Raw genomic sequence first — 14,815 nt, 5'->3', positions numbered from 1 at the left:
TTTTTAAATATTTTTAAGAATACATTTTCTCTCTTAATTCTTTTACTTTCTTATCAGCAAGATATTCATCGTAAGTCATTTCTCTGTCGATAATTCCGGTTGGAGTAAGCTCAATGATTCTGTTACAGACTGTGGAAAGCATTTCGTGGTCATGAGAAGCCAGTAGAATATTTCCTTTGAAGTTAGACAGTGAGTTGTTCAATGTCGTGATACTTTCAAGGTCTAAGTGGTTCGTAGGTTCGTCCAGTAAAAGAACGTTGGCTTTCTGAAGCATCATTCTGCTGAACATACATCTCATTTTTTCACCTCCTGAAAGCACTTTACAGGATTTTAAAGCTTCATCACCCGAGAAAAGCATTCTTCCTAAAAATCCTCTTACGAATTCTTCATGACGCTCTTCATCATTTTTCGTGAATTGTCTTAACCAATCAACCAAACTTAAATCTTCCTGAAAGAAGTTTGTATTATCTAAAGGCATATGCGACTGGTTTGTAGTAACTCCCCAAGCAACAGTTCCTTTGTCTGCTTCTACATTTCCTGCTAAAATTTCGAAAAATTCTGTGATTGCCAATGAATTTTTAGACAAAACAGCAACTTTATCTCCTTTTTTAAGATTTAAATCTATGTTTGAGAATAATAATTCTCCGTCTTTTGTTTTTTCAAGACCTTTTACATCCAAAATCTGATCTCCCGCTTCTCTTTCCATTTCGAAAATAATGGCAGGATATCTTCTTGAAGACGGTTTAATATCATCGATGTTTAATTTATCGATCATTTTCTTTCTTGCAGTTGCCTGTTTAGCCTTTGCAACGTTAGAGCTGAATCTTGCAATGAAGTCCTGAAGTTCTTTCTTCTTTTCCTCCGCTTTTTTGTTTGCCTGAGCTCTTTGTCTCGTTGCTAACTGAGAAGCCTGATACCAGAAAGAGTAGTTACCTGTGTAAAGGTTAAGTTTAGCATAATCCAAGTCACCGATGTGCGTACAAACCGTGTCTAAGAAGTGACGGTCGTGAGATACAACGATTACGGTGTTTTCGTAATCTGCTAAGAAATCTTCCAGCCAAGAGATCGTATCGATGTCAAGGTCGTTCGTAGGCTCATCCAAGATCAATACATCCGGATTTCCGAAAAGCGCCTGAGCCAAAAGTACCTTTACTTTGTCTTTGTTCTCAAGTTCGCTCATCATTTGCCAGTGCATATCATCTTTAATACCTACGTTGGAAAGCATGGTCTGTGCATCAGATTCTGCAGTCCATCCTCCCATTTCGTCGTAGATTACACCTAATTCTCCGGCTTTAATACCGTCTTCATCAGAGAAGTCTTCTTTCGCATAAAGCGCGTCCATCTCTTCTTTTATCTCGAATAATTTCTTGTTACCTCTCAAAACCGCTTCAAGCACAGTAAATTGATCATACGCAAAGTGATCCTGCTCCAGAACAGACATTCTTTTTCCAGGTTCCAAAGATACGTGTCCTGTTGTCGGGTCTTGTTTTCCTGTTAATATTTTAAGGAATGTAGACTTTCCTGCACCATTTGCTCCGATAATTCCGTAGCAGTTTCCTTTCGTAAACATAATGTTTACCTCGTCAAAAAGAACTCTTTTCCCGAATTGTAAAGATAAGTTAGATACTGTTAACATATAGTTTTGTAAATTTGGCGCAAAAATACGAAAAGAATTTGGGTATTTCGCAATATTGTAATAGTCAGGTTTTTAAATGTGGGGTATTTTTTATATATTTCATTCATTAAATTAATAAAACGCAGAAAATAAATATCATAAAAAATATAAATTCTTCTGCAACCTTATTAAATTTTTACATCTTACAAATACAAAAGGATTTTAAAATGAAGATTGAAAAAACAGTCAATATATTAAACCGAAGAGCCAGATTTGAATATGAAATTCTGGAAGAATACGAAGCGGGAATGGTTTTAACAGGTACGGAAATAAAATCTTTGCGTTCTTCAAAAGCATCCATCGCAGAATCGTTCTGTCAGTTTATTGATGGGGAATTGTACATCATTAATATGATGATCGACGAGTACAAATTAGGAACTTTTTACAATCATAAAACAAAAAGGGAACGGAAATTGCTCTTGCACAAAAAAGAGTTACAGAAATTAGAAAAAAAGTTAAAGGATGCAGGGAACACCGTTATACCTCTTAAGTTATATATCAATGACAGGGGAAAAGCAAAGGTTCTCATAGCGCTGGGTAGAGGGAAAAAACTCTTCGATAAAAGGGAGAGCATAAAAGATAGAGAAAATAAACGAAACCTCGACAGAATATTAAAGAAAAGTTAAAAATCATCTGAAAAACTTTGTATATAAAGAAAAATTATATTTATTTTGCATTATCAATTATTTAATCATTTAATTCTATGAAAAATCTAAAATTAGGAATTTCAGCATTGGCACTTACTGTTGCTTCTACTGTGTTCGCTCAGACTACCAACAATCCGTGGTTAATCGGGGTTGGTGCTCACGCGGAAAACCATTTGGCACAGAGAAATAATTTCAGTAATACGTTCTCTGCTAATAATTTGACGAAGACAATGTTCAATATGAACAACTTCTCTATTACTCCGCCATTATCAAAACTTACTGTAGCTAGGAACATCGGTAAAGGTTTGGTAATCGACTGGCAGACTACTGTTGGAAATGTTGAAAACAAAAGATTCAACATGGGTAAAGAGTTTATGTTGATGACAGGTTTAGGTTTCCAGGCGAAGGCTGCAGGTCTTCTTTGGGACGAAGAATCTTGGTTTGATCCATATTTAAGAGTTGGTGCTAACTATTTGAGACACGATTATACTTCTCTTACTTTCCCTAGAACGGATGCCAATGGAGAATATGTTCCAAATGGTGACAACGGTACTGAAAACGGTAAAGCTAACTTCTTTACGGTTGCTACTGGTGCAGGTGTTAACTTCTGGTTAACTAAAAACTTCGGTTTAGGTATCCAGGGAGATTACGTATCAACTCCGGGTGATAAATCTACAGTTGCTAACTTCTGGCAAGCTTCAGCTTCTTTGAACTTTAGATTTGGTAACAGAGATAGAGATAAAGATGGTATCTTAGATAAAGACGATTTATGTCCAGATACACCAGGTTTACCAGAATTCCAAGGATGTCCTGATACTGATGGTGATGGAGTTCCAGATAAAGACGATCAATGTCCAGATGTTGCTGGTCCGGTTGAAAACAACGGATGCCCTTGGCCAGATACTGATGGTGACGGTGTAATCGACAAAGATGATGCTTGTCCTACAGTTGCAGGTCCTGCTGAAAACAATGGTTGTCCTTGGCCAGATACAGACGGAGACGGTATCTTAGATAAAGATGATGCTTGTCCTACTGTTCCAGGTCTTCCAGAATACAACGGATGTCCTAAGCCTGCTAAAGTAAAAGAAAAAGAAATTCAAGAGCAAGTTAACAGCATTTTCTTTGATTTCAACAAAGCTACTATTAAAGCTGAATCTACTCCTGCATTAGACAGAGCTGCTGACATCATTAAGAAAGAAGGAGGTAACTACTTATTAGAAGGTCAAACTGATGCTAAAGGATCTGAAGCTTACAACTTGAAATTATCTAGAGAAAGAGCTGCTGCTGTAGTTGCTGCTTTAGATGCAAGAGGTGTTAATGCTAACGCTCTTAAATCAATTGGTGTAGGTAAAGCTAAAGCTAAAGTTCCTGCTACTGCTTCTGATGTTGAAAGACAAGTAGACAGAAAAGTAGTTGTTACTGCTATCGAAGATGCGGCTCAGTGGGAATCTCTTAAAAAGAGAGACTACGAAGATCCAACTCCGGTAAAAGTAGTTAAGAAAAAAGCTCCAGCTAAGAAAAAAGCTCCAGCTAAAAAGAAAAAATAATTAAATTTTTCTAAATATAAATACCTCCAGTTCTCTGGGGGTATTTTTTTTTCGTTCACTTTTAAGTAATTTTGTTGAAAATTAAAAATATAAAATGGGAAGAGCGTTTGAATATAGAAAAGCTTCTAAAATGGCCAGATGGGACAAAATGGCTAAAACTTTTTCTAAAATAGGTAAAGATATTGCATTGGCAGTAAAAGCAGGAGGTGCAGATCCGGAATCTAATCCTGCATTAAGAAGATGCATACAGAATGCGAAAGGTGCAAACATGCCAAAAGATAACGTAGAAAGAGCGATTAAAAAGGCAAGTGGTGCAGATGCAGAAAACTATGAAGAAATTACTTACGAAGGTTACGGACAAGGTGGTGTTGCTTTTTTCGTAGAATGTACTACAAACAATACAACAAGAACTGTTGCCAATGTAAGAGCTATTTTCAATAAGTTTGATGGAAACCTTGGTAAAAATGGCGAGTTAGCTTTCATCTTCGACAGAAAAGGGATTTTCACGATCGATTTAGCTCAAATTAAAATGGATTGGGACGATTTTGAAATGGAAATGATTGACGGCGGAGCAGAAGACGTAGAAAAAGACGAAGAAGAAGTAATGATTACAACGGCTTTCGAAGATTTCGGTTCTTTATCTCACAAATTAGACGAACTGGGAATTGAGGCAAAAAGCGCAGAACTTCAGAGAATTCCGAACAATACAAAAGAAGTAAACGAAGAGCAGTTCAAGGCAAATATGAAAATGCTTGAGCGTTTCGAGGACGATGATGATGTACAAAACGTATATCATAATATGGAAATTACAGAAGAGTTGATGGAAACTCTCTAAAAAAATAATATAACATTCATATACAGTTAACTTTCAAGTAGTTTCTTTGCATAAAACTATGAAAAGAAACGTCGAATTAGTTGTTATATCGGATGTTCATCTGGGAACTTACGGATGTAAGGCTAAAGAATTACTGCGATATCTTAATTCTATTCAGCCTAAAACTTTAGTTTTGAATGGAGATATTATCGATATCTGGCAATTCAAAAAGTCTTACTTCCCTAAACCCCATTTAAAGGTCATCAAAAAGATATTGTCCTTTGCCACAAAAAACACAGATGTTTTCTACATTACCGGAAATCATGACGAGATGTTCCGGAAGTTTACCGACTTCCAATTGGGTAAACTTAAAGTCTGTAATAAAATCTGTTTAGACATCAACAATAAAAAAACATGGATCTTTCACGGAGATGTGTTTGATGCTTCCGTTCAGCATTCGAAATGGATTGCTAAACTGGGAGGAAAAGGCTACGATTTATTAATTGTGATTAATAATGTTGTCAATTGGTTTTTGGAGAAAATGGGAAAAGAAAAATATTCATTTTCAAAAAAAATTAAAAACAATGTGAAGAAAGCGGTAAAATACATTGGGGATTTTGAGCTGACTGCCTCCGAACTTGCCATCGACAATCACTACGATTACGTAGTTTGCGGACACATTCATCAGCCGCAGATTCGGGAGGTGATTAATAAAAGAGGTTCCTGCACGTATCTTAATTCCGGCGACTGGATCGAAAATCTTTCCGCACTGGAGTACAATAATAACGAGTGGAAGATTTTTTATTATGACGAACATAAAGATTCTTTAAAAGATGATACCGCAGAGGAAATTCAGGAAATCGACAGTGATGAACTTTTAAAAATAGTAACCAACTTCAGCCAATGAGAATTTTATACGCCTTTCAGGGAACCGGAAACGGACACGTCGCACGTGCACAGGAAATCGTTCCGATCCTGAAAAAATATGCTTCTGTCGATACACTTATCAGCGGACATCAGTCGCAGTTAAAGGCTGATTTTGATATTAATTTTAAACACAAAGGCGTTTCCCTTCTTTACGATAAAACAGGCGGTTTATCCTATCGAAAAACGTTTACAGACAATGGTTTTTTAGAAGCCTTCAAAGCGATTCGCGAAATCGAGCTTTCTCAGTACGATTTAGTCATCAACGATTATGAACCTTTAACGGGATGGGCTTGTAAATTCAAAAAACATCCGATGATAGAACTCAGTCATCAGGCTTCCTTGTTGTTTAAAGAAACGCCAAAACCGGATAAAAAAGATTTTTTCGGAGAAATGGTGCTGAAATATTATGTTCCGAGCGAAAGAAGAATTGGTTTCCATTTCGAAAATTATCATCCTCAGATAAAAAAGCCGGTGATCAGAAGAAAAATCCGAAACCTGAATCCCAACAAAAAAGGTTTTTATCTGGTGTATCTTCCGAGCTTTTCGGATGAAAATATCATTAAAGTTTTAAAGCAGATTCCGGTAGAATGGAAAGTTTTTTCCAAATATTCCAAATTGCAGTTTAAGGAAAATAATGTTGAAATTTTTCCGATTGATGAAATTCAATACTTAAAAGCGTTTGAAAACTGCGATGGAATTCTCTGCAATGCAGGTTTCGAAAGTCCCGCAGAAGCACTTTTTATGGATAAAAAACTGTTCGTAATTCCTATTCATAATCAATATGAACAGGAATGCAACGCTTGCGCTTTAGACAAGATGGGAATTCCGAATTCTAAAGTATTGAAACTGGAAGAAATACAGAACTGGGTAAATTCCGATCAGCATCTGAAAGTAGATTATCCCGATGATATTGAAGAAATCTTGGTGAACGAAGTGTTAACGCTGTAAAAAAATATCTTCCACATCCTTCATTCTCATCATTACAGATCGCGCGTAAGAACAATGCGGGTAGACTTTCCAGTTGTTTTCGCGGGCAAACTTTATGGCTTCTTCTACCAGATATTTTCCCATTCCGCGACCTTCAAATTCTGGGTGAACCAAAACGAAGGAAATAATGAATTTGCTGTCTTCGGGGAAAATAGTGTACGTTAATCTTCCGATTTCTTTTACTTCATTATTTAAAGTAATTACACCGCCGTTTCCCGATTTATTATTTTCAAATCTCATAACTTAAACTTTTATGAAGTGTAAAATACAAAAACTGCACCGCGAAAGATTATTTGTATTTTGCGATTTCTGCTTTTAGTGCTTCAATTTCTTCTTCAAGTTTATCGATGTATTTTTTCTGAGATTCCCACAAAGAAAGCGGAATGTTGTAATTATTGGTATTAACAATTCCATTGCCTGTAGAATTGTCATTAAAAATAAAAACTAAACTTTCTTCATTTTCATAAACCTCTTCGAAAGGAACTTCCAATACTTCAGCGATTTTCTGCCATTCCGATAAAGAAATTTTTGCCGTTCCTTTCTCTCTTCGGTTGTAGTTGGAAACATCCATAGAAAGGATGTCTGCCATTCTTTCCTGGCTGATGTTTCTTCTTTTGCGGGCTTCGATGAGTTTTGTTTTTTCAATTTCTGTAAAGTTTAGTGTAAAGATAAATTTTTTGCGAAAAATCGCAATAAAATCGCAAAAAGAAAAGTCTTTTTGTTGATTTCTAATTTTTACTTTTGACAAGTTAGCTAAAAAACACAAACGTTCAAAAAATACCTTTAAAAACTAATATGCCGGAAAGATCAAATTTAAATTATTTCGCTTATCATTTCTTTTGGCTTCCTGTAACGGTGGGAGCACTGTATATTTCCATTCAGTATTTTGTGGTGTACCATCTTCTGAATTTTGGGCATTATGATATTCTTTTTACCATAACATCCTGTTTGCTTCTGTCGTTCATAAATTTAGGTTTTGCCCTGATTGGTAAAGAAAGAAACCAATTTGTAAAAGATTTTTCAGAATACGTTATCATTTTATACCTCTCGTGCATGTTGTCTTTTTTTATTCACTTTTGCAGGTTCAATTTTGGAACGGTAAGGCGCTGCGCTTTAGATATTGATATTTCAGAAGTGAAAAATATGCATGATGTGGCGATACTTTTTACATCCGTTATCAACATCATTTTTCTTTCCGTCATCCGTAGATATGAACTCAAAATTAGAGTATTGCATTTTGTCCTGTTGATTTTGGCAATGGTTGCTCAGTTCTTTTATACACGTAGTTTTAGAATGATTTAGTTTGAATATTATGTCATTTCGACGAAGGAGAAATCTATTAATATAGTAGTAGAGATGCTTTCAGCAAGACAAAATTTGCTCAGGATTATCTAAACGCAAAGTTTTTATTTTGAGAATGAATACATTTAGGCAGCAAAGTGAAGGCAGATTTCATCTGCTAAGAAGCGCGCTTCATCATCCGTCTGCGACGGAGTATCTTTGCTTCTCTTTAATGAGGGGAAAACTTTTTTCCTTTGCGTTTAGATTGCAGTTTTTAAATCAATAAAAATATGTTTGCATAAGCGTCCGATGGTTTTTTCAGAATCATCTGCTAAATTCGCAAAATCTGCGGGAGCTTTCATAAACAGCTCTGTCATTTCGACGCAGTAGAAATCTACAAAATATAATCCTAAAGATGCTTTCAGCATGACAAACTTTGTTCCGGATTATCTAAACGCAAAGTTTTTGTTTTGAGAATGAATATATTTAGGCAGCAAAGTGAAGGCAGATTTCATCTTCTAAGAAGCGCGCTTTATCATCCGTCTGCGACGGAGTATCTTTGCTTCTCTTTAATGAGGTGAAAACTTTTCCTTTGCGTTTAGATTGCAGTTTTTAAATCAATTAATAAAAATTATTTGTCGAATTTTACAAAATCATCTGCAAAATCCGCCAAATCTGCGGGAGTTTTTATAAGAAGAGTTGTTCTTAAATATTTTAAAATCGTCTTCCTAACTATCTTTCCCCGTATAATAATTGTAATCCTTAATAACAACCCCGATGAACTGCCTTTCCGTCATTTTGGTAGGATCTACTTCCAGCTTCAGAATTCCTTTAATTTTATCGGAAAGTTTGCTGATGATTTGTCGGTCGTCCACTCGTAAAGCTTTCAGATAATTATCTTTAATAATTCTCATATCATTATCGCTTAAAGCAATGACCTGCGGAAAAGTTGGAACATAATCTTCTTTAATGTTTTCCAGAATCGTATGCGAAATATTGATGTTGTTTTTTAAGGAAATAACGGCGGTTCCCGCTGCAATATCTCCCAAACGCTGGTTGTTTTTGGAAACAATGGCAGAGATGAGACCGATAATAGAAATATCGATAATCCTGAAAACCCAGCGAATCATATAATCTCCGAATCCCGCCTGATAACCGTCGATTTTCACCACACGGATTTTCATGACTTTTTTCCCCGGAGTCTGCCCTTCCATAAGGCTTTCCAGAACAAGAGGATAAATCGCAGTCGGGAAAAGAAGAATGCTGTAAATAGCAATAATCGACCACTGATCCAGCCCGTCCATTACATATCCCAGATTCAGAATATTGAAAAAAAGATACAGAATAGCGATGGTGTACGCAATTTGAATAAGAAGATCGATAATATAAGCAAGAAGTCTTTCTCCAACACCCGCAATGTTGAAATTAATATTTACATTTTGTGAAGTATTTATCGCGATTTGAGACATTATTTTTATTATTTTAGCCTTACAATTATGAGAGAAGTTTATTTCATTAAACAAAATAAAGAAAAATGGTTGGGAATAGAACAGGTTATTCAGGGGAAAATTAAAAAAAATCCTGATGATCTCTCTTCGCTGTACATCAACCTCGTTAACGACCTTTCTTTTGCACAGACGTATTACCCGAAAAGTAATACCACGGTTTATCTTAACCATTTGTCGGCACAGATCTTCCAGAAAATTTATAAAACCAAAAGGGTAGAGGAAAACAGGTTTCTGCATTTCTTCAAAACCGAAGTTCCTTTGCTGGTGTACCAATACAGAAGATATTTGGGATATGCTTTTCTGTTCTTTACATTATTTACCTTAATCGGTCTGCTTTCCGGAATTTACGATAAAGATTTCGCCAAGGTTATTCTGGGTGAAGAATATGTGAACCAGACCATCGAAAACATTAAGGCAGGAAATGCGGTAGGAGTTTACCAGAGCGGTTCTACATGGGGAAGTACGATCGGGATTATTTTCAACAATATAAAAGTAGGTGCAAGACTGTATATCTACGGAATTGCAGGCGGAGTTGGAACGTTGTGGGCTTTGCTGAACAACAGCGTGATGCTCGGTTCTTTCCAGTATTTCTTTTATGATTACGGCGCACTGAAGGACAGCGCAAGAGGAATCTGGCTTCACGGAGTTTTTGAAATCTTTGCGATGGTAGTGGAAGCGATGTGCGGTCTTATTCTGGGAGCCTCTATTTTATTTCCTAAAACACTGTCCAGATTTAATTCTTTCAAAAGCGGATTTAAAGATTCATTCAAAATATTCCTGAGTACCGTTCCTTTCACCATTTGTGCAGGAATTATTGAAGGATATGTAACAAGACACGCCCTGAAAATGCCTTTAATTTTAAATTTAATTATTATTTTCGGGTCTTTGGCAATCATCGGGTTTTATTACTGTATTTATCCGTCTGTTGTCAGCAAAAAAATTAATAACCAGATTCAGGATGCAGTTTTATAAAAAAAGAGATTTCGGAAGTTTCATCAGCGATACTTTTGCTTTTTTCAAATTATACGGTAAGAATTATTTTAAAAATTTTATTCTGCTGAACGGCTTGCTGCTTATTTTAACCGTTGTTGTGATGGTGGTAGGATTCCGGGAATTCTTCGGTGCCATTTTCGGATCGAATATGAGCGGGCAGAGCTATTATTTTGAACAGTATTTTCAGGATAATTTAGGACTGATTATCATCGCGGGAATTGTACTTTTTGTGCTTTCCACAGCTTTAATGACGGTTAATCTGCTTTTTCCTGTATTTTATATGAAAAGAATTGCGGAAGGGCAGAAAGAAATAAAAACAGATGATATCATCAGTGATTTTAAAGTGAATTCTAAAAAAGTTTTCATTGCCTATTTCGGGCTTACCTTTTTGGTAATGCCGGTTGCAACTGCTATTTTCGGATTCTCTTATCTGTTGGTGTTTTTTTTCATTGGGATTTTTCTGCTGCTTTTTATCCTTCCGAATTTATTCAGCATCATTACCTTTCTCTGCTACGATTATTTTAACGGAAATAAAGGTTTTTTCGAAAGCTTAAGTTATGCTATAAGATCTCAGTTTTCTTACCCGAATGGAAGAGAAAAATCTCCCTACTGGAAATATTGGGGAGCAACCATTATTTTGGGACTGCTTTTTTATATTGTAAGCGGATTTTTATCCGGAGTTCCGATGGTTTTATACATTCTTAAACTTTCAACAACCGCTCCGGATGGGAATTTTGAACAGAATCCTTTCTCCGGAAATTTCGGAATTGTTATATTCTTTATCTACGGACTTTCAACATTGGTTTCAACCATTTTAATGAATGTTCTGTATGTAAATTCAGGATTGATGTATTACGACAGCCGCACCGATCTTCATCAGAAAATGGAACTGGCAGAAATAGAAACAATAGGAAATAATGAATAGGCTTCTTCTTTTACTGCTTTTTTTCAGCTTCGGAACTGTTTTTTCTCAGCAGCAGGACGATCTGCCTCCTGAAGAAGCAGTTTTTCTGGACTCAATAGAAACGGGACATTACAGGAATATGTACCGTGCAGATTCTGTATTGTATAAAAATCCGGTAACGGAAAACACTGTTTATCCTAAAAAATTTAAAGACAATATCCCTTCAAGATACAAAGACAAAGATTTCGATTATACTACGGTAAAACCCAGAATGTCTTTCGGGCAGAAGCTGATGAAGAAGCTCGCAGAATTGTTAGACAGTATTTTCGGGGAAACCGTATTTACAAAATCCGGAAATTTCGCAGGGATTTTAGTGCGCCTTTTTGTAATTGTTCTTGTCGGTTTCCTGCTGTATTTCATCATTAAATATCTCATCGGGAACGGCGGAATTTCGTTCTTCGGAAAGAAAAACCGGAAAGTGGATATCCGCGAAGAAGAGCTTCATGAAAATATTCATGAAATTAATTTCCCGGAAAGTATTCTGAAATTTGAAAAATCTGGGGATTTCCGTTCGGCGGTGCGTTATCAGTTTTTATTTGTCTTAAAAAAATTAAGCGATAAAAAACTCATCATCTGGAATCCGGAAAAAACCAACAAAGATTATGCGGCAGAGCTGAAAGTACCGCACTTAAAAGAAAGTTTTTACGATCTTGCCTATATTTTCGATTATGTCTGGTACGGAGAATTCTCTATAGATGAAGAAAACTACCTGAAATTTAAAAACCAATATCAATCCTTTAAACCGTAATTAATTGTTATCATGAACAAAACTTTCAAAATATATGCTGTAATCTTCGTCGTGGTGATGATTATTCTGGCGTTGTTTGAAGTCAACAAAACAGAAAGTACGGATTGGAGGAAAAATTTCAAGACTTACCAGAAATCACCGTTCGGATTGTATGTTTTTAATAACGAGATCAAAGATCTTTTTAAGAATAAAGTTAAAAAAATAGATCAGACTCCTTACGATTATTATACCCAGAATAAAGAAAAAGGCAGCCATAATATCCTTGTCATTGAGCATGAAGTAGATACAGAATCGTGGAATAAAATTCTGGAAGAAGTTTCCAAAGGTTCCAACGCGATGTTGATTATCAGCGAAATGCCGAAAGAAATTTCCGACAGCATCGGTTATTATGATTCTATGATTTCTTTTCAGGATGAAAATGTATTAAAACTTACCGACACAAAATACCAGAACGATTTCATTAAACTGGATAAATTTCCTTCAGGAAGAGGTTTTACTTTCATTAAACCGGGATCTGAAGTCTTAGGAAAGACAGTGGAAAAAAATAATGACGATCAGGCAAACTTTGTTAAAATAAAATTCGGGGAAGGTTATTTTTACGTTCATTGCGAACCGCTTTTTATTACCAATTACTATCTTCTGAAACCCGGCAATGTAAAATATGCACAAGACGTTTTTTCTTATCTGGATGATAAAGAAACATTGTGGTTTCTGGAAAGCAATTCGAAATCTTCCCAGTTTCTGCTGAGGTTTATCCTCTCAAACCCTGCTTTGAAATATGCTTGGTGGGTTCTTCTGGGCGGTCTGGCTTTGTTTATTTTCTTTAATGCCAAAAGAAAACAGCGTATTGTCCCGATTGTGGAACCGCTGAAAAATAACTCGGTAGATTTTGTGAAAAGTATCGGAAATCTTTATCTTCAGGAAGGCGATTTCCATGATATGATGTCGAAAAAAGCACAGTACTTCCTGAACAAAGTAAGAATGGACCTCCTTATCGATACTCAGAAATTAGATGAAGAATTTGCAAAAAAACTCCATCTGAAAACCGGAAAACCGATGGAAATGATTGATGAAGCCATTGGGCTGATTAAAAAAGGGCAGGATCCTTACGCGCACGTAATGAAGGAAGATCTTGTGAGAATGAATAAAATTTTGGATGAAATTATTTAATAAATGTAACAATCTGAAAATATAACAGTGTGGTAATTCTCAATGTAATTGGTAATTGGATACACTGTTCTATTGATAAATTATAGGATATGGAAAACTTTGAAAACCCAAATATAGAAAACGAATTTTCTATCAGCTTAGATAAAAAAGAAGATCAGTTTCAGTCGAGAATCGATATGATTGAACTTCGTACAAGTCTTGAAAAAGTAAAAGCCGAAATTGCAAAAGTAATCGTCGGTCAGGAAAATATGGTGGAACATCTTTTGGCGGCACTTCTTTCGAACGGTCACGTTCTTATTGAAGGTGTTCCGGGAGTTGCCAAAACCATCACGGCAAAATTACTGGCAAAAACCATCGATGTAGGATTCAGCAGAATTCAGTTTACGCCCGATTTGATGCCTTCCGATATTTTGGGAACTTCCGTTTTCAGCGTAAAAAATTCTGAATTTGAATTTAAAAAAGGACCTATCTTTTCTAATTTTATCCTGATTGACGAGATCAACCGATCTCCTGCAAAAACTCAGGCAGCTTTGTTTGAAGTGATGGAAGAAAGGCAGATCACGATGGACGGAACCCGCTATCCGATGGAAGAACCTTTCCTTGTGGTGGCAACCCAGAACCCGATTGAGCATGAAGGAACATACAGACTTCCGGAAGCCCAGCTTGACCGTTTTCTGTTTAAAATAAATGTGGGTTATCCGAATCTGGAGCAGGAAATTGCCATCATCAGAAACCAGCACGAAAGCAAGCAGGAAGATAAAACGGAGGTTGTCAACAAAGTGATTACTGCACAGCAACTGAAAAATTATCAGCATCTGGTAAAAGAAATCATTGTTGAATCTCAGTTGATGGAGTACATTGCTAAAATTATCATCAATACCAGAGAAAACCAGTTCCTGTATTTGGGAGCTTCTCCGAGAGCGAGTCTGGCTTTGTTAACCGCATCAAAAGCATTTGCCGCTTTAAGAGGACGAGATTTCGTAACGCCGGAAGACATTAAAGAAGCCAGTTATGCCGTTCTGAGACACAGAGTCATCGTATCGCCGGAAAGAGAAATGGAAGGCCTTACCGCAGATGAAATCATCAGACAGATTTTAGAGGGAATAGAGATTCCGAGATAGGTTACAGGTAAAAGGTTGCAGATTGTAGTTTTTAATTCAACGTTAAATTTATTATATGGCTAATTTTAAAGAGCTTCTGGTTTGGCAGAAAGCCATTGATCTTGTAACTGAAATCTACCGGACAACCGATGCTTTTCCAAAAGAGGAGACATTTGGATTAAAATCTCAGATCAGAAGAGCTTCAGTTTCTATTCCGTCTAATATTGCAGAAGGAAACTCCAGAAGAAGCAAACCGGATTATCTGCAATTTCTGAAAATTTCGAGAGGAAGTTGTGCTGAAGTTGAAACTCAATTGATTATTTCCAGAAATCTTCATTTTTTAAACGAAGAAAATTATTCAAAATTAAATCAGGATATTATCGAAATTTCTAAAATGCTGAATGGGCTCATTAATTCTTTGAAATAATATTAAAATGTAGGGTCACTAAACTGT

The 14,815-nt window shown here is 36.1% G+C and carries 17 protein-coding genes; 12 read left to right on the top strand and 5 right to left on the bottom strand.

The genetic code is table 11. The features are described from left to right. Nucleotides 1–13 precede the first annotated feature (13 nt). Entirely contained in the window at nt 14–1,636 is a 1,623-nt protein-coding gene (locus QWT87_RS07995) for an ABC-F family ATP-binding cassette domain-containing protein (protein ID WP_087707950.1), read from the bottom strand. Nucleotides 1,637–1,842: 206 nt separating this feature from the next. On the opposite strand from QWT87_RS07995, the gene smpB reads away from it, so the two are divergent. The 5 genes from smpB to QWT87_RS07970 all read left to right on the top strand — a co-directional run bounded on the left by smpB (nt 1,843) and on the right by QWT87_RS07970 (nt 6,558). Further along, nucleotides 1,843–2,301 carry an SsrA-binding protein SmpB gene (gene smpB, locus QWT87_RS07990; RefSeq protein ID WP_087707948.1) on the top strand — a complete coding sequence of 153 codons (459 nt, stop codon included), beginning with the start codon at nt 1,843–1,845 and terminating at the stop codon, nt 2,299–2,301. Between the two features lie 77 nt (nt 2,302–2,378). Then, nucleotides 2,379–3,869: an OmpA family protein gene (locus QWT87_RS07985; protein ID WP_302715529.1), complete on the top strand. Its 1,491-nt coding sequence runs from the start codon at nt 2,379–2,381 to the stop codon at nt 3,867–3,869. 94 nt (nt 3,870–3,963) lie between these two features. Next, nucleotides 3,964–4,704 carry a YebC/PmpR family DNA-binding transcriptional regulator gene (locus QWT87_RS07980; protein ID WP_294286250.1) on the top strand — a complete coding sequence of 247 codons (741 nt, stop codon included), beginning with the start codon at nt 3,964–3,966 and terminating at the stop codon, nt 4,702–4,704. A 58-nt stretch (nt 4,705–4,762) separates the two neighbouring features. Beyond that, nucleotides 4,763–5,590: a UDP-2,3-diacylglucosamine diphosphatase gene (locus tag QWT87_RS07975; RefSeq protein ID WP_302715523.1), complete on the top strand. Its 828-nt coding sequence runs from the start codon at nt 4,763–4,765 to the stop codon at nt 5,588–5,590. Next, nucleotides 5,587–6,558: a glycosyltransferase family protein gene (locus QWT87_RS07970; protein WP_302715520.1), complete on the top strand. Its 972-nt coding sequence runs from the start codon at nt 5,587–5,589 to the stop codon at nt 6,556–6,558. The genes QWT87_RS07975 and QWT87_RS07970 overlap by 4 nt, the downstream gene beginning before the upstream one ends. Here the strand turns inward: QWT87_RS07970 and QWT87_RS07965 are convergent. Together QWT87_RS07965 and QWT87_RS07960 are read right to left on the bottom strand one after the other, a co-directional pair. Beyond that, the gene (locus QWT87_RS07965) at nt 6,547–6,837 is read right to left on the bottom strand and encodes a GNAT family N-acetyltransferase (RefSeq protein ID WP_076394996.1); all 291 of its coding nucleotides are present in this window, start codon (nt 6,835–6,837) and stop codon (nt 6,547–6,549) included. The two genes, QWT87_RS07970 and QWT87_RS07965, sit on opposite strands and share 12 nt — an antisense overlap. Nucleotides 6,838–6,886: 49 nt before the next feature. Next, on the bottom strand, nt 6,887–7,345 hold the full coding sequence (locus QWT87_RS07960) for a helix-turn-helix transcriptional regulator (protein ID WP_302715516.1): 459 nt from the start codon (nt 7,343–7,345) through the stop codon (nt 6,887–6,889). 47 nt (nt 7,346–7,392) lie between these two features. Here QWT87_RS07960 and QWT87_RS07955 point away from each other — a divergent pair, with 47 nt between their 5' ends. Beyond that, nucleotides 7,393–7,899, top strand: coding sequence for a hypothetical protein (locus tag QWT87_RS07955; protein WP_302715513.1), 507 nt, complete (start codon nt 7,393–7,395; stop codon nt 7,897–7,899). Between the two features lie 239 nt (nt 7,900–8,138). On the opposite strand, the gene QWT87_RS07950 is transcribed toward QWT87_RS07955, so the two are convergent. Together QWT87_RS07950 and QWT87_RS07945 are read right to left on the bottom strand one after the other, a co-directional pair. Continuing rightward, the gene (locus tag QWT87_RS07950; RefSeq protein WP_165762954.1) at nt 8,139–8,306 is read right to left on the bottom strand and encodes a hypothetical protein; all 168 of its coding nucleotides are present in this window, start codon (nt 8,304–8,306) and stop codon (nt 8,139–8,141) included. 300 nt (nt 8,307–8,606) lie between these two features. Then, complete coding sequence (locus QWT87_RS07945; RefSeq protein ID WP_302715507.1) at nt 8,607–9,347, bottom strand: RDD family protein; 741 nt, start codon at nt 9,345–9,347, stop codon at nt 8,607–8,609. Between the two features lie 27 nt (nt 9,348–9,374). Here QWT87_RS07945 and QWT87_RS07940 point away from each other — a divergent pair, with 27 nt between their 5' ends. The 6 genes from QWT87_RS07940 (at nt 9,375) to QWT87_RS07915 (ending at nt 14,788) form a co-directional block, all read left to right on the top strand. Continuing rightward, a complete protein-coding gene (locus tag QWT87_RS07940) occupies nt 9,375–10,358 on the top strand; it encodes a stage II sporulation protein M (RefSeq protein ID WP_076395006.1) in 984 nt (327 codons plus the stop codon). Beyond that, on the top strand, nt 10,345–11,304 hold the full coding sequence (locus tag QWT87_RS07935) for a DUF4013 domain-containing protein (RefSeq protein ID WP_302715504.1): 960 nt from the start codon (nt 10,345–10,347) through the stop codon (nt 11,302–11,304). Before QWT87_RS07940 ends, QWT87_RS07935 begins: the two co-directional genes overlap by 14 nt. Continuing rightward, entirely contained in the window at nt 11,297–12,091 is a 795-nt protein-coding gene (locus QWT87_RS07930) for a DUF4129 domain-containing protein (RefSeq protein WP_302715501.1), read from the top strand. The genes QWT87_RS07935 and QWT87_RS07930 overlap by 8 nt, the downstream gene beginning before the upstream one ends. A gap of 12 nt (nt 12,092–12,103) precedes the next feature. Further along, the gene (locus QWT87_RS07925) at nt 12,104–13,261 is read left to right on the top strand and encodes a hypothetical protein (RefSeq protein ID WP_302715499.1); all 1,158 of its coding nucleotides are present in this window, start codon (nt 12,104–12,106) and stop codon (nt 13,259–13,261) included. Between the two features lie 89 nt (nt 13,262–13,350). Beyond that, nucleotides 13,351–14,382, top strand: coding sequence for an AAA family ATPase (locus QWT87_RS07920; protein ID WP_076395014.1), 1,032 nt, complete (start codon nt 13,351–13,353; stop codon nt 14,380–14,382). A gap of 55 nt (nt 14,383–14,437) precedes the next feature. After that, entirely contained in the window at nt 14,438–14,788 is a 351-nt protein-coding gene (locus QWT87_RS07915) for a four helix bundle protein (RefSeq protein WP_302715496.1), read from the top strand. Nucleotides 14,789–14,815 lie beyond the last annotated feature (27 nt).

The sequence above is a fragment of the Chryseobacterium urinae genome (genome assembly GCF_030518295.1).
Lineage (GTDB): Bacteria > Bacteroidota > Bacteroidia > Flavobacteriales > Weeksellaceae > Chryseobacterium > Chryseobacterium mucoviscidosis.
This window is presented reverse-complemented; position numbering and strand designations above follow the sequence as displayed.